The sequence below is a fragment of the Pseudomonas sp. NY15435 genome (genome assembly GCF_048068295.1).
Lineage (GTDB): Bacteria > Pseudomonadota > Gammaproteobacteria > Pseudomonadales > Pseudomonadaceae > Pseudomonas.
The window spans coordinates 1-18,716 of record NZ_JBLUQA010000007.1 but is presented as its reverse complement, the minus strand read 5'-3'; the positions used below and the strand labels follow the sequence as shown (position 1 = coordinate 18,716).

The following is an 18,716-nucleotide window of genomic DNA, read 5'->3' as shown; positions in this document are numbered from 1 at the left end:
CGCAGATTGTTCAAGCGCGGCTGACGGCGCGGCGGGAACACTGGCGGCTCCCATTGCACTGGAGTTGCCCCATGCGATACCTCTACGCCCCCACGTTCTTCTTCGGCTTCATTGGTCTGGCTCTCTATCTGGTCGGTGAAGGCGTATCGCTGCTCTGCCTGCCGGCGCTGTTGCCATTGGCGATCCTGCTGGCCTTCCTCGCCGAACGGCTCTGGCCCTATCGAACGGGTTGGAACACGAGCCACGGTGATGGCGTTCGCGACTTCATCCATGCGCTGGTCAACGAGACGCTGAACGCTCTGGGCATTGCAGCTATTGCGTTGATGGCCCTGTGGCTGCCGCATTTCGACCTGTGGCCAATGGATTGGCCGCTGGCGCTGCAACTGTTCGCAGCGCTGTTGATCGCTGACCTGGGCATCACCCTGGTGCACTACGCCAGCCACCGTTCGCCGCTGTTGTGGCGCCTGCATGCGGTGCACCACAGCGTCACGCGCCTGTATGGGTTCAACGGGTTGATGAAGCACCCGCTGCACCAGATGCTTGAAGCCCTCGGCGGTACGCTGCCATTGCTGTTGCTGGGTATTCCCGTGGAAGTTGCCGCGTTGCTGGCATTCGCCATCGCCATCCAGTTGCTGCTGCAGCACAGCAACGTCGACATGCGCATCGGTGCGCTGCGCCATGTCTTCGCCTGGGCACCGCTGCATCGTCTGCACCACCTGAAATACGGTACGGCGGGGGACGTGAATTTCGCGCTGTTCTTCAGTTTCTGGGATCGCCTGCTGGGCACTGCGTTGTATCTGCCGGACTACGAATTGGCCGAGGACGACCTGGGCATCGGTGACCGCCCCGACTACCCGGTGGCCTACATCGCGCAGCTCGCCGAGCCGTTCCACCGCGCCGCTGCTGCGCATTCGCCAGCGCCATTGCCGGCGGAGCTGCGCCGCGCGCTAGTCGAGTAGATGCAACCTCAACTGGCGCAGCGTCAGGTCGGCGCGGATGCCGAACTGGCTGCGCACGCAGCGGGAAAAATGCGCGGAATCGGCGAAGCCCGCGGCGATGGCGGCGTTGGTCAGGCTGTCGCCGGCCATGGCCAGCCGCAGTGCCTGGCGCAACCGCTGCCAGAGCACCAGGCGGCGTACCGACAGGCCGAGCGTACCGCTGAACAGCCGCTCCAGTTGGCTCAGCGAGAGCGAGGCTTCCTCGGCCAGGGCCTGGGCGGGCAGGGCGCTGTCGTCCAGCGCGCGGATGCGTTGCAGGGCCTTCTCCAGGCGTGGGTCGAGCTGTCGGCGCGGCAGTTCGTTCAGGCGTGTCGTCAGCGATTGCAGGTTCGGCCCGGCCTGTCGACAAACACTCTCCAGATCGGCCAACGCAAAGGCCAGCGGCTCGGCGAACAGGGTGACCGTGTGCTGGTCGCTGTCGAGTATCGCGTGGCGCTGGTTGGAGGCGATGACCAGCAGCGAATCCTGCTGCGGCTGGTCGTTGATCAGCGCCTTCACCTCGCCCTCGCGAGCCATCAGTACTTGATGCGCGTAGTGTGCGTGGGGTCGCGCATGGCCGGTGGTGCCGGCGACGAGGCAGAAGTCCGCGCCCAGCCAGAGCTCGCCTTGCCAGGCCTGTTCAGTCGGCTGCATGGCGTGCCAGCCACTCTTCACGGGTCATTTCCCAGGTTTCCCGAGGGAGGACACCACTGACGAAGTGGCCTTGGTCGCAGGCCACCAGGCGCATGCCTTCGCGTTCGGAGATGCGCCGCGAGCCTTGGTTGACGATGGCCTTGGGCACCTGCATCAGCGGCCGCTCCAGCGTCACGAACCAGAAGCGGCTCACTGCCTCGCAGGCCTCGCTCATGTAGCCCTGGCCCTGCCAGGCGGGTGCCAGCCAGAAGCCGCGATGGTTGCCGGGCTGATCATAGAGCGAAATGCTGCCGATGGTGCTGTATGGCTCGCTGGCGAGGCGAATCATCCAGTGCCATTCCTCGCCACATGCCATGGCCGGCAGCACCATGTCACGCACGTAGACCAGAGCGCCATCGGCCGGGTAGGGCCAGGGCACACGGCTGTCCAGGTAACGCACCACGTCCCAGTGCGGAAACAGGCACTGGATGATCTCGGCGTCGGCCAGCTTCACCGGCGTGAGCAGCAGGCGTTGGGTGCGCAGGGTGGGTGGGCTGTGGCTATCCATGTCGGCTCCTGATTCTTCCGGGACAGTCTGCCGTTTTCCGGCAGTCGCTGGCCAGCCTTGCGCAAGGCCGGCCTGCACTGGCGCACAGCCCTAGTCCGGTCGCCCGAAAGCGGCGATGGCGAAGTCGAGGAAACTGCGCAGCTTGGGCGTCAGACGCCGGTCCGGGGCATAGAGCATGTGCATGGGCGAGGTCGGCACGCTGTACTGCGGCAGCAACTGCACCAGGGTGCCACTGCGCAATGCATCGCCGACCAGCTCCTGTGGCTGCAGCACCACGCCCAATCCGGCAATGGCGGCCGCCAGCAGCGGGTCGCCCTGATTGATCGTCAAACGGCTTGTAATCGGCACCTCGATGCGTCCGTCCGGGCCGTCGAAGGTCCAGCTGGATCGGCCATCGGAAAAGGCGAAACCCAGGCACTCGTGCTGGCTCAGCTCCTCCGGTGTGCGAATCGCCGGGCGCCGTGCGAGGTACGCCGGCGCGGCGCACAGCACGAGCCGGTAGGGCATCAGCGGCACGGCCTTGAGGCGGCTGTCGGCCAACTCGCCGATGCGGAACACCACGTCATAACCGTCGTTGACCAGGTCCACCAGCTCGTTGGACAGCGTCAGGTCCACCGACACCTGCGGGTAGCGCACCATGTACTCCAGCAGGCGCGGTGACAGGGTGCGCATGCCAAAGGTGACAGGGGCATTGATCCGCAAACGTCCGCTGGGTGTGCCGCGGGTGACGGCGGCGAGATTCTCCGCGGCCTCCATGTCCGCCAGGATCAGCTTGGCACGCTGGTAGAAGGCCCGGCCGAAGTCGGTGAGGCTCTGCCGCCGGGTGGTACGGTTGAGCAGCGACAGGCCCAGGTGCTGCTCAAGCATCTTCACCTGCTTGCCCACCAGTTGGGAGGACATCTGCAACTCCTCGGCGGCGGCGCTGAAGGAGCCCAGTTCAACCGCCTTGACGAAGACGGCCATCTGTTCGAAGCGGTCCATTGCAAACTCTGTGTTTCAAGTGTGTGGCCATCCTAGGTCTTTATCCGGTGCGGGCCAACGCCTAGATTTTCCCCCATGTCGCGGACGGTCGAGCACCGCTCCGGGGACTTTCTACACTCCCATTCCGGCCGGCGTTTCCGTCCCGGCCTCCGATCGAGAAGAGGTTTGCCATGGCTCGCATTGTCAGAATCCACCAATACGGTGACGCCAGCGTCCTTAAGCTGGAGGCGGTGGATGTACCCGCCCCGGCAGCGGACGAGGTGCAGATCGCGGTCAAGGCCATCGGCCTGAATCGCGCCGAAGTGATGTTCCGCAACCACGCCTACCTGCAGGAAGCCGAGTTCCCGAGCCGCCTGGGCTACGAGGCCGCCGGCGTGGTGAGCGCGGTGGGCAGTGCGGTGAAGGACGTCGCGGTGGGCAATGCGGTGAGCCTGATCCCGCCGCTGGACATCGCCCGCTGGGGCACCTACGGCGAAGTGGCCAACGTGCCGGCGTACTTGGTGGTGAAGCACCCGCGCAACCTCAGCTTCGAGCAGGCTGCCGCGTCCTGGATGCAGTACGTCACCGCCTGGGGCGCGCTGGTGGAGCAGGCAAAGTTGTCGAAGGGCGAGTTCGTGCTGGTCACCGCCGCGTCCAGCAGCGTGGGCCTCGCAGCCTTCCAGATCGCCCGCATGGTCGGTGCCACGTCCATCGCCGTGACCCGCACCCAGGCGAAGAAACAGGCATTGCTGGAGGCCGGTGCCGATCACGTGATCGTCAGCGACGATGAAGACATCGTCGAGAGAGTAATGGCACTGACCGATGGGCAGGGCGCCCGCGTGGTGTTCGACCCCATCGGCGGCCCCGGTTTCGAGGTGTTGACCCAGGCCATGGCGCGTGGCGGCATTCTTCTCGAGTACGGCGCGCTGAGCCCCGAGCCGACGCCGTTCCCGCTGTTCACCGTGCTGGGCAAGAGCCTGACGCTGAAGGGTTACCTCTACGCCGAGATCGTTGCCGACCCGGCGGCACTGGAGCGCGCCAAGGCGTTCATCGTCAAGGGGCTGGAGTCCGGTGCGCTGAGCCCGGTGATTGCGCGGACCTTCCCGCTGGAGCAGATCCAGGACGCGCACCGCTTCCTCGAGGCCAACCAGCAGGTGGGCAAGATAGTCGTCACGGTCTGACGCGAGCGGGCAACAAGCGGGCGCCCGGCAGTTGATGCCGGGCGCCTGTTGCTGCATTCAGCGGATCAGCCTTTGCGCTGCTCCCAAGGCGCGCCGTCGGCGAACTGTTCCTCGATCCAGGTCTTGAATACTTTGCTGGCGGCCGAGTTGTAGCGCGCTGATGGACGCACGAAATAGATGCCGGCCGCGGTATCCAGTTGCCAGCCCGGCAGCACGCGCACCAGCCGACCGGCGTCGAGGTCATGCTGCATCAGCCATTCGCCGCCAGCGAGGATGCCCACGCCCAGGCGCGCCGCGGAGAGCAGCGCTTCGTTGTCGTTGCTGTGCAGGTTGCCGCTGACACGGACTGTCTGCTGCCGGTTGCCGTTGGCCAGCTTCCAGTCCGGCCAGGAGTGCAGGCCGGTAAAACCCAGGCAGTTGTGGCTGGCCAGCTCCGCCGGGGCTTGTGGGGTACCGTGGCGTTCGAGGTAGGCGGGTGCCGCGCAGAGGATGCGCCGCAAATCGCAGAGCCGCCGCGCCAGCAGGCGGCTGTCGGCCAGTTCACCGATGCGGATGGCGGCGTCGAAGCCTTCGGCGACGATGTCGACGAAGCGCTCCGAGTATTCCACCTCCAGCGTCACCTGCGGGTGTTCGAGGACGAAGCGCGAGAGGATCGGGCTCAGCCACAGCCGACCCATGGCCGCCGGCACGGCGAGCTTCAGGCGGCCCTGGACCAGGGCCGCGCTGCGGCTGGCTTCGTCCTGGGCCTCGGCGATCAGGCTGGCGGCGCGGCGCAGGCGCTCGACCAGCCGCTGGCCTTCGTCGGTGAAGCGCAGTTGTCGGGTGGTGCGCTCCACCAGCCGCACACCCAGGCGTTGCTCCAGTGCGCCGAGGCGCTTGGACAGTACCGACGGGTGGCGCTGCAGGGCGCGGCCGGCGGCGGCGAAGGAGCCGTGCTCGGCCAGCGCCAGGAGGGTGGCGAGTTCGTCGGCCTGGCGACTATCGAACAGATCCATAAGGCTCCCAATTCGGCGAATCCGCCAGGGCGGCGGCTGGCGGTGTCGGTCATGGCGTGAGTACGAGGGCCCCTTCGGAGCGGCCTTCGTGCAGGTCGGCGTGGGCCCGGGCGACGTCCGCCAGCGGGTAACGGCGCCACACGCGAGGCTGGATGATACCGTCCGCGACGGCTTGCAGGACGTCCTCCGCGCGCTGCTGGTATTCCTCGGCCGTGGCGGTGTGCGCGGCGAGCGATGGGCGGGTGAGGAACAGCGAGCCCTTGGCGTTCAGCGTGGCGACTTCCACCGCTGGCGGTGCACCGGAAGCCATGCCGAAGCTCACCAGCAGGCCGCGCGGGCGCAGGCAGTCCAGCGAGGCTTCGAAAGTGGTGCGGCCGATGGGGTCATAGACTACGTCGACCTTCTGCCCGTCGGTAATTTCCCGCACCTGCTCCGCCAGCGTTTGCGCATCGAAGACCAGCACCGCGTCGCAACCGGCGGCGCGGGCGCGCTCGATGCTCTGTGGCTTCGATACCACGCCGATGACGAAGGCGCCCAGGTGCCTGGCCCAGGGCGCCATCAGTTGTCCCAGCGCGCCGGCGGCGCCATAGATCAACACACGTGAACCGGGGCAGACCGGCCAGGTGGACTTGAGCAGATATTGTGCGGTGATGCCCTTGAACAGTACGGCGGCGGCGTCTTCGAAGCTGACGGAGTCCGGCAGCTTCACCAGGCGCTGCGCCGGGTACAGCCGAGCGCTGGCGTAAGCGCCGAGCGGGCCGGTGGCGTAGGCGACGCGATCGCCGACCTGCACATTGGTCACGCCTTCACCGATGGCCGCCACGGTGCCTGCGCCTTCCAGGCCAAGCGAGGAGGGCAGCGGCACCTTCACTGCGCCGGAGCGCTGGCTGAGGTCCAGCGGGTTGACGCCGATGGCGGCCTGTTCCAGCCACACTTCGCCGGGGCCGGGCTGCTGCGCTTGGGCCGGTACGAGCTGGAGCACGTCGGGACCGCCGAAAGTTTCGAGGAGTACGCGGGTGATCATGGTGTTGTCCCTGGCTGGTAGGTGTTGCCCGCCAGTCTAGGGACAGGATTCTGCTGCGCCAGACAGGGATCGTGCAGGACATAGCTGCATGGCATGCAGCAATCGTACGCTCTGGATCAGGCGCCGCTCAGTTGGGCAAATGCCAGGTGGTAGCCATTGCAGTCGCGTACGCCGAATTCGCGCGAGCCATAGGGCATGTCCTGCAGCGGCCAGGCGATCTGCGCCTGGTCTTTCACTGCGGCGTAATAGCGCGCGACGTCGGCCAGTTGCAGGTAGACCGTGCCGGAGCAACCCGCTTCGCGCTCCCAGAGGTCCTGGGCAGTGAAGAGCAGGCGGCAGTCTTCCAGTTGCACGGTAAGCGTGCCTTGTGCGGAGTCGCTTACGGTGAAGCCGAGGGTGTCGCGGTAATGCTCGCGGGTGAGGTCCAGATCGTGGCAGCGCAGTAGCAGGGTGAGCGGCATGGGGACTCCAGGTGTGGGCGTGGAGTCGTGATCATGGCATGAGTGGGCGATGCCATCAGCGAAGAATCACCCGCAGCAGGGCGACCAGCGCTGCGCCGAACAGCGGCGAGATCCAGATGCCGAACGTCTGCAGGATGAATTGCCGGGCATAGGCCAGCAGCTCCATGTCAGGGGACGGCACGCCCAGGCTATGCCGGCAATAACCCAGCACGGCAACGATGAAGCAGGTGCCAGCGAGGACCCCGGTCGCTCGCCACACCGGCCCGCGTTCGCTGGCGTAGGACAGCAGGGCGCCACAGAGTGTGCCGCTGGTGGCCACCAGGATCTCGAAGCTGAATTCAGGCTCGGGGAACCAATGGTTTCCGTTCAGCCCTATGGCATTGCCGATCTGCCAGCCGGCGAGGCTGCCCAGGATCAACGCCATGGCGAGCCATGGGATATAGCGCACGACCGGACTGCTCTGCATGGGGAGGCACCCCTCAGAATTCACGATGATGGCAAAAGAGCAGTATAGCGAGCACCCTGGAATTCGCCGGCTTGCCGATGGATGGTGCAAACGGTCACTTGCGCAGGATGTAGACCCGCACGCCGTCCACGCCGGGGATGATGTTGTAGTGGCGGATCTGCGAGAAGCCCAGGCGCTGGAACTCCCGCTCCAGGGCGCGAGCGCTGGCGAAGTCCGGGCCGCCGGGATGGGGCTCGGAGCCGCAGGGGCAGGCCTGGTCCGCCGCCAGGGTGGGGCTGGAATGGTCGATGCGGGCGAACAGGATCACGCTGTCGCGGGTGATGGATATCCACTGGTTCAGCAGCCGGATGTTCTGCCGGTTGCAGGCGGTAGGGGGGATTTCCGGAAGCAGCAGGCAATCCACCGAGCCCTTGCGCAGCTCGGCGTTCTCCTGCGGCGCGGGCAGTTCGCGGATGCGCCGTTTCATCGCCTCGGGGAGCTTCTGGTGGGCTTGCTCGAGCGAATCCGGGAACGGGCAGGTCGTCACGATGATGCGATTGCTGTGTTCCAGCAGCACCGGCCAGTTGGCGCCGGGGCACTGCGAGACCTCCAGCATCAGGATCGGCTCTTCGGCGATGCGCAGGGCCAGGCGCAGCAAGCGCTTCTGCCGCCATTGGCGAATCCGCAGGCGAAGCCCGCCGCTGAACGAGCTGCCGGAGTGGGCATCGTGGTCGTGGGGGGAGGCGAACAGGCGTTGGGGTTCGTTCATGGGCGCGGACTCGTCAGTTACCGCCATTGTCGAATCGCGCGATCAAGGTCTCGTCAAGGACATGTGAAAAAGACGTGGAGCGGAACTTTTCGTCTGCCAGTAGCCTGCGGTGAACCTGATCGATTCCGGTTCATCGGCACTTCACGAAACCCGCAGCTTAATTTGACGATTTCTTTTCCTTTCACCTTGTAGTGTCCCGCCCCGGCTGCCGGCACCGGCGCTGACTTGCGCTGCACCGTGTCGCGCATGACGGACTACTACAAGGGACACCCCATGCAACTTTTCCGCTCGGCTCCAACGCGCTTCCTGGCGCTGGTCGCCTTGCTCTGGCTGATCGTCTTCTTCCTCACCCGATCGGTCCTCCTGCTGGCCCACCTGCCCGAGGTGGGCTCGGGCCACCTGGCGGTCTTCGCCATCGGTGTCCTCTACGACCTGAGCTTCCTGGTGTACGCCCTGTTGCCGATGGGTGTGATCCTGCTGCTGATGCCCGCACGGGTCTGGCGCGCGAAATCATGGCGCTGGCTGCTGACGGCCACGCTGTTCGCCAGCGTCTACGTGATGCTCTTCACCGCGGTGGCCGAGTGGCTGTTCTGGGACGAGTTCGGCGTGCGCTTCAACTTCATCGCGGTCGACTACCTGGTGTATTCGGACGAGGTGCTCAACAACATCCTCGAGTCCTATCCCATCGGCCTGCTGCTGAGCATCCTGGCGGCTGTTTCGCTGGTGGTGACCCTTGCGCTGTTCAAGGTTCTGGGGCGGCTGGTCCAGGCCGAAGTGCCATCCTTGTCGCAGCGCCTGTTGGGCGGAGTTGGCCTGGTGGCGATGGCGCTGCTGGCCGGCGTCCTGGTGGACCAGGACGCCCCACGCGGCCAGGACGGCAACACCTACGCCCGCGAGCTGGCGAGCAACGGCCCCTACCAGTTCTTCGCCGCCTTCCGTAACAACGAGTTGGACTACCCGCAGTTCTACGCCACGCTGCCGGCGCAGCAGGTGACCCAGCAGATTCGCTCCGAACTGGCAGAGCCTGCCGCCCACTTCACCGGCAATGATCCGATGGACATTCGCCGTCGCATCGACAGCGAAGGCGCACCCAAGCGCTACAACATCGTCCTGGTGACCATCGAGAGCCTGAGCGCCAAATACCTGGGCAGCAACGGCGACGAGCGCGACCTCACCCCCAATCTGGACGAGCTGCGCCGCAACAGCCTCTACTTCAACAACTTCTATGCCACCGGCACCCGCACCGACCGAGGCCTGGAAGCCATCACCCTGTCGATCCCGCCGACGCCCGGTCGCTCCATCGTCAAGCGCGTGGGACGCGAGAGCGGCTTCGCCAGCCTCGGCCAGCAACTGAAGAACGTCGGCTACGACGCCGTGTTCCTGTATGGCGGCCGTGGCTACTTCGACAACATGAATGCCTTCTTCGGCGGCAACGGCTACCGCATCGTCGACCAGTCCAGCGTCCAGGAGTCGGACATCCACTTCAAGAACGCCTGGGGCATGAGCGACGAAGACCTCTACGCCCAGGCCATCAAGGTGGCGGACGAAGACCATGCGCGCCAGCAGCCCTTCCTGCTGCAACTGATGACCACCTCCAATCACCGCCCCTACACCTACCCGGACGGCCGGATCGACATCCCCTCCGGCGAGGGGCGGGACGGCGCGGTGAAGTACACCGACTATGCCATCGGCCAGTTCCTCACGGCGGTGAAGAGCAAGCCCTGGTTCGACAACACCCTGTTCGTGTTCGTCGCCGACCACACCGCAGGTAGCGCCGGCAAGGAAGACCTGCCGGTGGCGAACTACCAGATCCCGCTGTTCATCTACGCGCCCAAGCTGCTGCCGGCCGGTGAGCGCGCAGAGCTGGCGAGCCAGTTGGACCTCGCGCCGAGCCTGCTGTCGATCCTCAACCTGAGCTACACCTCGACCTTCTACGGGCGCAACCTGATGGCGCCGAACACCCTGCCGCCGCGCGTGGTGATCGGCAACTACCAGCACCTGGGGCTGTTCGACGGCCAGGACCTGGCGATCCTCAGCCCGCGCGGCGAACTGCGTCGGCACAACCAGGCACTCGGCGCGAGCACCGAAGTGCCGGCGAAGCCGGATGACCCGCTGGTGGACCGCGCGATCAGCTACTACCAGTCGGCGAGCTACGGCTTTACCCATCACCTGCTGGACTGGCAGCCGACGGCGGGGCAGTGATCGCGCCGGCTCCGCGGCCCTGCGGAACGACCCTTTGTCGCCTCGCTCAGAACTGCCCGTGCCAGCGTCTTTACTGGCACAGAGGAGCTGTCGCTCAACGAGGCCGGCACCATGAACAGCGAAGAGGTAGTACCTGAAACCCGAGGCGTGACGGTGGAGCTGCTTGCCTCGGTCGACCTCGGCCCCGAGATCGAAGGCATGGCGGGCCGCCAACTGCGGATGCGCCGGGTGACCATCGAGCCCGGCGGTGTCTTCGGCCCGCTGCACGACCACGTGGACCGGCCTGGCACGGTATTCATCCTGCAGGGCACCATCACCGACCATCGCAACGGCATCGCCAGGGACTACGGGCCGGGCGTCGGCTGGCCCGAGGACCACAACACCCTTCACTGGCTGGAAAACCGCGGCAATGTCACGGCCGTGGAAGTTTCGGTCGATATCGTCCGGCTCGCATGAAGACGCGTTCGACCTGAGCTTTGCGGATCGCCACCACCCTGGAGGCATGTGATGGATAACGTCGAAAAGGGCACCTGGCAGCGGGTGCTCGATCCCGTAGACCGCATCACCGAAGTGATCTTCGGCCTGCTGATGGCGATGACCTTCATCGGCTCGTTGAGCGTGGCGACCTCCGGCCGGGAAGAAGTGCGCACCATGCTGATCGCCGCCCTGGGCTGCAACCTCGCCTGGGGCCTGGCCGATGCCGTGATCTACCTGATGCGCACCTGGACCGAACGTACCCGCAGCCGCTCGCTGATGGAGCGCCTGCAGGGCAGCGCCGATCCGCGCAACGGCCAGGGCCTCATCGCCGACCAATTGCCGCCGCGCATCGCCTCGGCGGCGGGTGTGGAGGGGCTGGAGATGCTGCGCCTTCGCCTGCTGGGTACCGCAGGAACGCCCGTCCAGGCGCGGATCGGCTGGGAGGACGTAAAGGGCGCGCTGGCGACCTTCCTGCTGGTGGTGCTGGCGACCTTCCCGCTGGTGATTCCCTTCCTGCTGATCGACCAGACCGGCCCGGCAATTCGCGCGTCGAACACAGTGGCGCTGGCCATGCTGTTCCTCTCCGGCTGGATGCTCGCACGCTATTCCGGTGGCTCACCCTGGGCAGGCGGCGTGGCGCTGGCGGTGGTGGGAACGGCCCTGCTGTTCGCGATCATCGCGCTGGGCGGCTGAGCCCGGCACGCAGGCGGATTCCGGCGGGTTTGGCGTGTCATCGAAAGATTCAGCGCCAGTGCCATGCGAGTCTGCTCAACGACCAGCGCTAGGGTGCGACGTCCCCCGGCCCCGCCGTGAAAGCCGCGCAGCACGCGCTGGCGTCTTCCGCGCACCTCTATGGACCGCCGCCACACTGCCGGGCCCACAGCCTTTGTGCCCGGCCAGTGTCAGGCCATCCTCGCCGCTTTCGCTGCATTGCCCTCGCCGGGAGGAATCGTCGACTAGTCTTGTGCAGACCCGATGCGGATCGCTCCAGGGCCTTGCACCAGGCTCTCGTCGTGGATGGGTTGGCGCGGGCGAACCCCAGGGTGCCACGCGTTGCCCTGAAGTTCAGGGCACTGTGCCGTGCGCCTCTCAAGCCATTACGAGTGCTGGGCGCGTTACCGTTGGACTGGTGTGCCGCCAATCATGCCGTGGCCTGGACGTCGGTGCGCGCAATGTCGTTGCACAGGAGCAAATTTCCCGATGAGCGCTTCCGGCAAGCCACGAAGCACCCTGAATCCGCCGGTTTTCTACACCAGCGCGGCCCTGATCCTGCTGCTGGTGCTCTATGCGGTGCTGTTCAAGAGCCAGGCCCAGACGCAGTTCGAGCACATCCAGCAGTGGATCTTCACCAACGCCAGCTGGTTTTACATCCTCGCGGTAGCGCTGATTCTGATCAGCGTGGTGTTCCTGGCGGTCAGTCGCTATGGCGACATCAAGCTCGGCCCCGATCACAGCGAGCCGGAGTACCGCAGCAGCAGCTGGTTCGCCATGCTGTTCTCAGCCGGCATGGGCATTGGCCTGATGTTCTTCGGCGTGGCCGAACCGGTGATGCACTTCACCAGCCCGCCGGTGGGCGAAGCGGGGACCGTCACCGCGGCACGCGAAGCGATGAAGATCACCTTCTTCCACTGGGGCCTGCACGCGTGGGCGATCTACGCCATCGTCGGCCTGATTCTGGCCTACTTCAGTTTCCGCAAGGGCTTGCCGCTGACATTGCGCTCGGCGCTCTACCCGCTGATCGGCGAGCGCATTCACGGCCCGATAGGCCATGCGGTGGACATCTTCGCGATCCTCGGCACCGTGTTCGGCGTTGCCACCTCCCTGGGCTATGGCGTGCTGCAGATCAACAGCGGATTCCATCACCTGTTCGGTCTGCCGGTGAATGCCACGGTACAGATCATTCTGATTGCCGTGACCTGCGCCCTGGCGACCTTGTCGGTCGCCAGCGGTCTGGACAAGGGCATCCGCATCCTCTCGGAGCTGAACCTGGCGCTGGCGGTGATCCTCATGCTGTTCGTGCTGCTGCTCGGACCGACCGTATTCCTGCTGCAGACGTACGTGCAGAATACCGGCGCCTATCTGTCGGACATCGTCAACAAGACCTTCAACCTCTACGCCTATGAACCCACTGACTGGATCGGCGGCTGGACGCTGCTCTACTGGGGCTGGTGGCTGTCCTGGTCGCCGTTCGTGGGGCTGTTCATCGCGCGCATCTCGCGCGGGCGGACCATCCGCGAGTTCGTCTGTGGCGTGCTCTTCGTGCCGGCCGGTTTCACCCTGCTATGGATGACGGTGTTCGGGGATTCGGCGATTCACATGATTCTCAATGAAGGCGTGCGTGACCTGGCCGCCGTCGTGGACCAGGACAGCTCCCTGGCGCTGTTTGCCTTCCTTGAGCACTTCCCGCTGTCCAGCGTGGTGTCGATGGTCGCCGTGCTGATGGTGGTGGTGTTCTTCGTCACCTCGGCTGATTCCGGCGCACTGGTCGTGGACATGCTGGCGTCCTCGGGGCATGCCCACTCACCGTTATGGCAGCGCATCTTCTGGTCAGTGAGCATCGGTGTGGTGGCTGTCGCATTGCTGCTGGCCAATGGGCTCAAGGCATTGCAGACAGCGACCATCGCCAGCGCGCTGCCATTCTCGGCGATCCTGCTGGCGTCGATCTGGGGGCTATTCCGCGCCCTGCATCTGGACGCCACACGGCGCGGGTTGCGCAACCAGGCGCTGCCGGCGCCGCGCCACGCACCGCACCATGACGGAGGCTGGCAACGTCGCCTGCGCGGCATTGCCATGCGTCCCCGGCGCGCCCATGTCACCCGTTTCATCGCTGAAGTGGTGCGCCCTGCCTGCGAGGAAGTGGCGGCAGAACTGCGCAAGCAGGGCCATGACGCCCAGGTGCTGGAGCGTGAAGATGGCCGCGTGGCGCTGGAACTGGCCCAGCCGGGGGAGGGCCATTTCCTCTACGAAGTCCGTCCTCGGGCCTTCACCAGTCCCAGCTTCGTGATGCTGGAAGAGGAGGAGGGCAGCGAGGCGCGCAAGTACTTCCGTGCCGAAGTGCATCTGCGCGAGGGCGGGCAGGATTACGACGTCATGGGCTGGGCCCGCGATGACGTGATCTCCGACATCCTCGACCAGTACGAAAGGCACCTGCATTACCTCCACGTCGTACGCTGAGGTCACGGACGGTTCGGCGCCACCTTGTCGAGAACCTGCCGGGCCAAGGCGTGATACAGCGACACGGGCGCGATCCAGCCGGAAATCGCAGAGGCCATCAGAGTGGCCGCGAGCATGGGAATGGCCAGGTCCGGACTGTGGGAAAGCTCCAGCACGATTACCGATGCGGTCAGCGGCGAGCGGGTGACACCGGCCAGGTAGGCTCCCATGCCCAGCAGCGCGCAGGTTTGCGGATTGATCCCCGGCAGCAGGGAAAGTAATGGCGCGAAGCCCGCGCCGACGCTCAGCGATGGCGAGAACAGGCCGCCAGGAATCCCAGCCAGGTAAGACACCACATTGGCGAGGAACTTCCATAGCAGGAAGCTGGCGTCGGTCACCGGATTGCCATCCAGGAGCGCGCGGGTTTCTTCGTAGCCGGTGCCGAACACGTGATTGCCGGAAATCACCCCGAGTAGCGCCAGCGCAAGTCCACAGGCCGCGGCGAAGCGCACGGGAAATCGCTCCCGCAGGGCACACATCCGGCCAATCCAGCCATGTTGCGTCGGCAGAACCAGCTTCACGTACAGCCCCCCGAGCACACCGCCCAGCACAGCGCAGGCGGGCACCTCACTCCAGCCCCAGCCGGTGGGCAGCCTGCCGCTGATGTCGCCGAAGTAGGAGTAATGGCCCATCAGGCCCAGCGTAACCACGCCGCCGATCAGCACGGCGGTCAGCACCAGGCCGCTGAAACGCTGCTCGTAGGTGCGGCTCAATTCCTCGATGGCGAAGACGATCCCCGCAAGAGGTGTATTGAATGCTGCCGCAATGCCCGCGGCGCCTCCCGCGAGGATCAGCCCCGCCACGGTGCGTCGGCCATGAAGGCCCAGGCGTGTGCCGAAGGCATAGATCACCGCGGCTCCTACGTGCACGGTAGGCCCCTCCCGGCCGACCGAACCACCGACCAGCAGGGCGCCCAGGGTGAAGAACATCCTGACCAGTGCCACCGGAAGCGCGAGCACCTGTGCGCGAAAACGGCGCGATGGCGATTCCAGTGCGGCAATCACCTGCGGAATGCCGCTGCCTTTTGAATTGACGAACCAGCGCTGGGTGACCCAGGCCAGCAGGGCAAAACCCAGTGGCGTCGCCAGCAGCGGGAGCCAGGGGGAAACCTGCAGCATTCGCTGGAACAACCCGAAGGACCTGTCGGCCAGCCAGGCAAAGGCCAGGGCCACGAGCCCCACCAGCAATGCGCCGACCCAGAATGCGAGATGCTGTCGCCATTTCAGCCAGCGCGAGCGCAGGAGCCGCCGCTGGCGTTTGCTGGTGATCAAGGCGTCTCGCGCGACAGGTTCAGCTTGAAGGTCAGAGTCGGACATGGGCGGGTAGGAGGTTCGCTGCACAAAGACCGAGTATGGTCGCTACCGGCTGTACTGGAAAACCTTCAGTGCTGGCGCGCCCGAGTGCCGATCCCGCTGGACCTTCCGGTCGCAGGGCCCGGTGCGGATCGGCGACCGGCCAGTGGTTAACGCCGCGCGTCCGGGCGTGCAGCCGGGTTCGGCGTCGTCATCCGAAATCATCACGCCTTTCCTGGCGATGCGATCGATATTGGGCGTGGTCACAGCGTCATATCGTCGACCATGTTCACCACGCTGGCGGGCATTTCCGCAGCATGGGCGGAGGCCCGCGCGAGCGTGAAGTGTTGACTCCACTTTGGCGCCAGGGCGGACTCAAAAGCAGCCATCAGCCTGCGTCCCCATCAGTCACGCCTGAGTGACCCGGAACCACCCTGCGAGCATCTCGGCGCACTGCTTGTGGAGGAACGCCGAAGCCGCGCATGAAGACTTCCCGCATATGACGGCGATCCCGGAAGCCCGTCTCCCTGGCCACCACATCGAGTGAGTGGCGGCTCTGCTCGATCATCAACCTGGCAGCTTCCAGGCGAAGGCCCTCGATGGCCTTGGCTGGGGATTGTCCCGTCTCGGCGGTGAACACGCGGGTGAATTGGCGCGGGCTGAGGTGTGCAACATCGGCCAGCTCCTCGACGCCCAGCGGTTGCTTCAGGTGCTGACGGGCGTAGTTCAAGGCGCTTTGGATGCGATCGGACTTGGGGGCGAGGTCGAGCATTTCAGAATGCTGTGATTGGCCACCTGAGCGGTGCTGGTGCATCACCAGCTTGTGCGCCACTGAGCGAGCGACCTCTGCGCCAAGGTCTTTCTCCACCATGCCGACGGCCAGGTCGAGGCCGGCTGTCATGCCCGCCGATGTCCAGAAGGGGCCGTCGACGATGTAAATGCGATCTTCCTCGACCGTGATCTGCGGATGGCGTTTCTGCAAGGCCTGGGCGTAGGCCCAATGGGTTGTTGCGCGTCGCCCTGCGAGCAGTCCTGCTTCTGCGAGGATAAAGCCGCCAGTGCAGATACCGACGGTGCGGCGCGCCTGGCTGCCAGCCTTGCGCACGAAGTCAAGAAGCGCAGGATCGGTCTCGCTCTCCACCGGGTCGTTGACCCCGACCACTATCCATGTGTCGGCCAATCGCGGTGCTTGCAGGGGGCGGGTCTCCATGGTCAGCCCCAGCGAGGAGCGAACCAGGCCTCCGGACGGCGAGAAATGCTCGACGCTGTAGACCGGCTCACCGACCACCAGATTGGCGAACTCGAAGACCGATTGGGTGGCCAGGGAGAGCACCTGGAACCCGTCAGTGAGCAGATAGCCGATGCGGTGCATGATGGATTCTCTGGTGTCCTGAATCACTACCTTATACGTCATTTGAGATGCAGCCAAGTCGCTGCATCCTGATCTCCAGTTCCTCCCAACCACCGCTGGAGAATCGACATGAGTCACTCTCACCCTGGTACTGCCCTGATCACCGGCGCTTCCTCCGGTATTGGCGCCATCTATGCCGAACGCCTGGCCCGTCGTGGCTATGGCCTGATCCTGGTTGCCCGTAATCGTGGTCGCCTGAATGCGCTGGCCAAGCGCCTGAGCGATGAAACCGGGCGCTCCATCGAGGTGGAGGTCGCCGACCTTGCCGACAAGGCCGATCTGGCCCGCGTCGAAGCACTGCTCCGTTCGGATGCCAGCATCCGCGTACTGGTGAACAACGCCGGTATCGGTGCCACTCGCCCCTTGCTGGAATCGAACGTCGACAAACTGGAGGATCTGCTCACGCTCAACGTGAACGTCCTGACGCGCCTGACCTACGCGGCTGTGCCCGGCTTCGTGGCTCGCGGTGGCGGCACCTTGATCAACATCGCCTCCATAGTTGCCATTGCGCCAGAGGTGCTCAATGGCGTGTACGGCGGCTCCAAGGCATTCGTCCTCGCCTTCAGCCAATCGCTGCGTCATGAACTGGCGGACAAGAACGTTCGGGTGCAGGTGGTACTGCCCGGCGCTACCGCCACTGACTTCTGGGGCTTGGCCGGCACACCGCTGGAGTATCTGCCGGATGCCATCGTGATGAAGGCAGACGATATGGTGGATGCGGCTCTGGCCGGGCTGGACCAGGGCGAATTCGTCACCATTCCGGCGCTACCGGAAATCGCCGACCTGAATGACTATGAAACGGCGCGCCAGAAACTGCTGCCCAACTTGTCGCGCAGCGTGCCGGCAGCCAGATATCAGGGTTGAGGTAACAGAGTGCCGAGCCTGCTGCTGAGCAGGCTCGGCCTGGTGTGCTCAAACCGGCGGACTGATGTTCAGTCGGGCTTGCTAGCCTGCGTCGAACGTGGCTTGGCGCACATCGCCCCATCTCTTTAAGGATTTCGCAGACAGGTGACTCACCGTCTGCCACCGACCCATAGCGGACGCTCAGGCTCCTGGCCGCTCGATGCTGATCAGTGCAGCGGCGGAATTGATCTGTTACACCCGCCTACCCGCAGGATGGAACAGCTGTCACTCAGCCACTTTTGCATCTCTGGCGTCACTGGTCACTAATGGGTTATCTGTTCTGCACCCGAAAGCTTGGCATTGGCTTCATTGGAGCTGAGCCATGACGATCGAAAGGGTCACCAGGGAAAGGAGATCTAGGTGAGCAATGCGGCGAAATGGTTGGCTGTATTCGTACTCTTCATTCTCTGCCTAGCCGTTGCAGGGTTGCTGATCAGCCTGAAACTCGGGGAAAGCGCGCGAAACGAGTCTCGTTGGATAATCGACGAGATGTGGGATGCGGACTACTTCAACCGATCGAGAGGCAATGTGGCCAAGGACGAGGCGCTCAACATCATGAGCCTCAAAAAAGGGGCATCTCGCAAGGAAGGGCTTCTGGAATACGTGCGGGCACAGAACTGCAGCAGCCTGGAGGCGCGCTGTATTTTGAATGATCTATCGATTGCCAATCTATTGGTCGATAGCGGCGAACTGGATTCGGCTCTGAACATGCTATCGAGCGTTCCGGATCGCTTGGACAAGATAGGGGGTTGCCCTATCGGCTTGGAGTCGAGCCTGCTCCGTTATCACGAGGGCTCGCTTGAGCGGATGCCTCCTGCCAAGGCACGTAGAGTCGCTTCCAGCCTGGTCGTGAAGATAAGAACTCAAGGCGGCCTGCTGAGAAATCTGCGCTCGGAGCAGTGCGACAAACTTGCCCAGAGCAAACCTGAGCTGTTTCATGAGTACGTCACCTTGACGTCGCGTGTGATGGAGCTCGGCGATGCGGGACTATTCAAGCAGGGCGCGTACATTACGAGCGTCAACAAGATGGATTTTGAGTGATCTTCGCCGGGGTCGCTCACGCTAGCAGCTCTTTACTGTCAGCAGTGTTGAGCGTCCGTATATGGACTCCCCCTCATTGCAAGCTCCCGTCACTTTGGCGCCCGTGCCGACTGCACACGTATATCCGGCCTCTGATTTCGGCATCGTCTTCTGATGCTGGGCCA

20 protein-coding genes are annotated in these 18,716 nt (G+C 64.8%); 8 read left to right on the top strand and 12 right to left on the bottom strand.

The window, feature by feature from the left end:
• Positions 1–71: 71 nt before the first annotated feature.
• A complete protein-coding gene (locus tag ACNFH5_RS17710; protein ID WP_416748129.1) occupies positions 72–959 on the top strand; it encodes a sterol desaturase family protein in 888 nt (295 codons plus the stop codon).
• Here the strand turns inward: ACNFH5_RS17710 and ACNFH5_RS17705 are convergent.
• From ACNFH5_RS17705 to ACNFH5_RS17695, 3 genes are all read right to left on the bottom strand, one after another.
• Positions 948–1,631: a helix-turn-helix domain-containing protein gene (locus tag ACNFH5_RS17705; RefSeq protein ID WP_416748127.1), complete on the bottom strand. Its 684-nt coding sequence runs from the start codon at positions 1,629–1,631 to the stop codon at positions 948–950. The two genes, ACNFH5_RS17710 and ACNFH5_RS17705, sit on opposite strands and share 12 nt — an antisense overlap.
• Positions 1,618–2,178 (bottom strand): GNAT family N-acetyltransferase, encoded by a 561-nt coding sequence (locus tag ACNFH5_RS17700; protein ID WP_416748125.1) that lies wholly within the window; start codon positions 2,176–2,178, stop codon positions 1,618–1,620. The genes ACNFH5_RS17705 and ACNFH5_RS17700 overlap by 14 nt, the downstream gene beginning before the upstream one ends.
• Before the next feature lie 90 nt (positions 2,179–2,268).
• The gene (locus ACNFH5_RS17695; RefSeq protein WP_416748123.1) at positions 2,269–3,159 is read right to left on the bottom strand and encodes a LysR family transcriptional regulator; all 891 of its coding nucleotides are present in this window, start codon (positions 3,157–3,159) and stop codon (positions 2,269–2,271) included.
• Between the two features lie 170 nt (positions 3,160–3,329).
• Between ACNFH5_RS17695 and ACNFH5_RS17690 the strand changes: the two genes are divergently transcribed.
• The gene (locus ACNFH5_RS17690) at positions 3,330–4,319 is read left to right on the top strand and encodes a zinc-dependent alcohol dehydrogenase family protein (RefSeq protein WP_416748121.1); all 990 of its coding nucleotides are present in this window, start codon (positions 3,330–3,332) and stop codon (positions 4,317–4,319) included.
• Between the two features lie 65 nt (positions 4,320–4,384).
• Here ACNFH5_RS17690 and ACNFH5_RS17685 read toward each other — a convergent pair whose 3' ends face one another.
• The 5 genes from ACNFH5_RS17685 to ACNFH5_RS17665 form a co-directional block, all read right to left on the bottom strand.
• Positions 4,385–5,314, bottom strand: coding sequence for a LysR family transcriptional regulator (locus tag ACNFH5_RS17685; protein ID WP_416748119.1), 930 nt, complete (start codon positions 5,312–5,314; stop codon positions 4,385–4,387).
• Positions 5,315–5,363: 49 nt separating this feature from the next.
• On the bottom strand, positions 5,364–6,338 hold the full coding sequence (locus ACNFH5_RS17680; protein ID WP_416748117.1) for a quinone oxidoreductase family protein: 975 nt from the start codon (positions 6,336–6,338) through the stop codon (positions 5,364–5,366).
• 116 nt (positions 6,339–6,454) lie between these two features.
• Positions 6,455–6,799, bottom strand: coding sequence for a VOC family protein (locus ACNFH5_RS17675; RefSeq protein ID WP_416748115.1), 345 nt, complete (start codon positions 6,797–6,799; stop codon positions 6,455–6,457).
• Between the two features lie 55 nt (positions 6,800–6,854).
• Positions 6,855–7,265 carry a hypothetical protein gene (locus tag ACNFH5_RS17670; protein WP_416748113.1) on the bottom strand — a complete coding sequence of 137 codons (411 nt, stop codon included), beginning with the start codon at positions 7,263–7,265 and terminating at the stop codon, positions 6,855–6,857.
• A gap of 94 nt (positions 7,266–7,359) precedes the next feature.
• Entirely contained in the window at positions 7,360–8,013 is a 654-nt protein-coding gene (locus ACNFH5_RS17665; protein WP_416748111.1) for a hypothetical protein, read from the bottom strand.
• Between the two features lie 273 nt (positions 8,014–8,286).
• Here ACNFH5_RS17665 and ACNFH5_RS17660 point away from each other — a divergent pair, with 273 nt between their 5' ends.
• The 4 genes from ACNFH5_RS17660 (at position 8,287) to ACNFH5_RS17645 (ending at position 13,866) form a co-directional block, all read left to right on the top strand.
• Entirely contained in the window at positions 8,287–10,215 is a 1,929-nt protein-coding gene (locus ACNFH5_RS17660; protein WP_416748110.1) for an LTA synthase family protein, read from the top strand.
• Positions 10,216–10,326: 111 nt separating this feature from the next.
• Positions 10,327–10,671, top strand: a complete 345-nt coding sequence (locus tag ACNFH5_RS17655) for a cupin (RefSeq protein ID WP_416748108.1) — start codon at positions 10,327–10,329, stop codon at positions 10,669–10,671.
• Positions 10,672–10,722: 51 nt separating this feature from the next.
• A complete protein-coding gene (locus ACNFH5_RS17650; RefSeq protein WP_416748106.1) occupies positions 10,723–11,385 on the top strand; it encodes a hypothetical protein in 663 nt (220 codons plus the stop codon).
• Between the two features lie 507 nt (positions 11,386–11,892).
• Positions 11,893–13,866, top strand: coding sequence for a BCCT family transporter (locus tag ACNFH5_RS17645; RefSeq protein WP_416748104.1), 1,974 nt, complete (start codon positions 11,893–11,895; stop codon positions 13,864–13,866).
• Between the two features lie 2 nt (positions 13,867–13,868).
• On the opposite strand, the gene ACNFH5_RS17640 is transcribed toward ACNFH5_RS17645, so the two are convergent.
• The 4 genes from ACNFH5_RS17640 to ACNFH5_RS17625 form a co-directional block, all read right to left on the bottom strand.
• Entirely contained in the window at positions 13,869–15,092 is a 1,224-nt protein-coding gene (locus ACNFH5_RS17640) for a chloride channel protein (RefSeq protein WP_416748670.1), read from the bottom strand.
• A 171-nt stretch (positions 15,093–15,263) separates the two neighbouring features.
• Entirely contained in the window at positions 15,264–15,422 is a 159-nt protein-coding gene (locus ACNFH5_RS17635) for a hypothetical protein (protein ID WP_416748668.1), read from the bottom strand.
• Positions 15,423–15,460: 38 nt separating this feature from the next.
• Positions 15,461–15,586 (bottom strand): hypothetical protein, encoded by a 126-nt coding sequence (locus ACNFH5_RS17630; protein WP_416748102.1) that lies wholly within the window; start codon positions 15,584–15,586, stop codon positions 15,461–15,463.
• Positions 15,586–16,569, bottom strand: a complete 984-nt coding sequence (locus ACNFH5_RS17625; protein WP_416748100.1) for a GlxA family transcriptional regulator — start codon at positions 16,567–16,569, stop codon at positions 15,586–15,588. The genes ACNFH5_RS17630 and ACNFH5_RS17625 overlap by 1 nt, the downstream gene beginning before the upstream one ends.
• 108 nt (positions 16,570–16,677) lie before the next feature.
• On the opposite strand from ACNFH5_RS17625, the gene ACNFH5_RS17620 reads away from it, so the two are divergent.
• Positions 16,678–17,472: an SDR family NAD(P)-dependent oxidoreductase gene (locus tag ACNFH5_RS17620; protein ID WP_416748098.1), complete on the top strand. Its 795-nt coding sequence runs from the start codon at positions 16,678–16,680 to the stop codon at positions 17,470–17,472.
• A 399-nt stretch (positions 17,473–17,871) separates the two neighbouring features.
• Complete coding sequence (locus ACNFH5_RS17615) at positions 17,872–18,552, top strand: hypothetical protein (protein WP_416748096.1); 681 nt, start codon at positions 17,872–17,874, stop codon at positions 18,550–18,552.
• Positions 18,553–18,716 lie beyond the last annotated feature (164 nt).

Coding starts and splice junctions, on each gene's coding strand:
- ACNFH5_RS17625 (WP_416748100.1), bottom strand. CDS start 16,569: ATGCACCGCATCGGCTATCTGCTCACTGACGGGTTCCAGGTGCTCTCC.
- ACNFH5_RS17635 (WP_416748668.1), bottom strand. CDS start 15,422: ATGATTTCGGATGACGACGCCGAACCCGGCTGCACGCCCGGACGCGCG.
- ACNFH5_RS17690 (WP_416748121.1), top strand. CDS start 3,330: ATGGCTCGCATTGTCAGAATCCACCAATACGGTGACGCCAGCGTCCTT.
- ACNFH5_RS17695 (WP_416748123.1), bottom strand. CDS start 3,159: ATGGACCGCTTCGAACAGATGGCCGTCTTCGTCAAGGCGGTTGAACTG.
- ACNFH5_RS17680 (WP_416748117.1), bottom strand. CDS start 6,338: ATGATCACCCGCGTACTCCTCGAAACTTTCGGCGGTCCCGACGTGCTC.
- ACNFH5_RS17700 (WP_416748125.1), bottom strand. CDS start 2,178: ATGGATAGCCACAGCCCACCCACCCTGCGCACCCAACGCCTGCTGCTC.
- ACNFH5_RS17645 (WP_416748104.1), top strand. CDS start 11,893: ATGAGCGCTTCCGGCAAGCCACGAAGCACCCTGAATCCGCCGGTTTTC.
- ACNFH5_RS17630 (WP_416748102.1), bottom strand. CDS start 15,586: ATGGCTGCTTTTGAGTCCGCCCTGGCGCCAAAGTGGAGTCAACACTTC.
- ACNFH5_RS17685 (WP_416748119.1), bottom strand. CDS start 5,314: ATGGATCTGTTCGATAGTCGCCAGGCCGACGAACTCGCCACCCTCCTG.
- ACNFH5_RS17655 (WP_416748108.1), top strand. CDS start 10,327: ATGAACAGCGAAGAGGTAGTACCTGAAACCCGAGGCGTGACGGTGGAG.
- ACNFH5_RS17705 (WP_416748127.1), bottom strand. CDS start 1,631: ATGCAGCCGACTGAACAGGCCTGGCAAGGCGAGCTCTGGCTGGGCGCG.
- ACNFH5_RS17670 (WP_416748113.1), bottom strand. CDS start 7,265: ATGCAGAGCAGTCCGGTCGTGCGCTATATCCCATGGCTCGCCATGGCG.
- ACNFH5_RS17620 (WP_416748098.1), top strand. CDS start 16,678: ATGAGTCACTCTCACCCTGGTACTGCCCTGATCACCGGCGCTTCCTCC.
- ACNFH5_RS17665 (WP_416748111.1), bottom strand. CDS start 8,013: ATGAACGAACCCCAACGCCTGTTCGCCTCCCCCCACGACCACGATGCC.
- ACNFH5_RS17660 (WP_416748110.1), top strand. CDS start 8,287: ATGCAACTTTTCCGCTCGGCTCCAACGCGCTTCCTGGCGCTGGTCGCC.
- ACNFH5_RS17650 (WP_416748106.1), top strand. CDS start 10,723: ATGGATAACGTCGAAAAGGGCACCTGGCAGCGGGTGCTCGATCCCGTA.
- ACNFH5_RS17710 (WP_416748129.1), top strand. CDS start 72: ATGCGATACCTCTACGCCCCCACGTTCTTCTTCGGCTTCATTGGTCTG.
- ACNFH5_RS17675 (WP_416748115.1), bottom strand. CDS start 6,799: ATGCCGCTCACCCTGCTACTGCGCTGCCACGATCTGGACCTCACCCGC.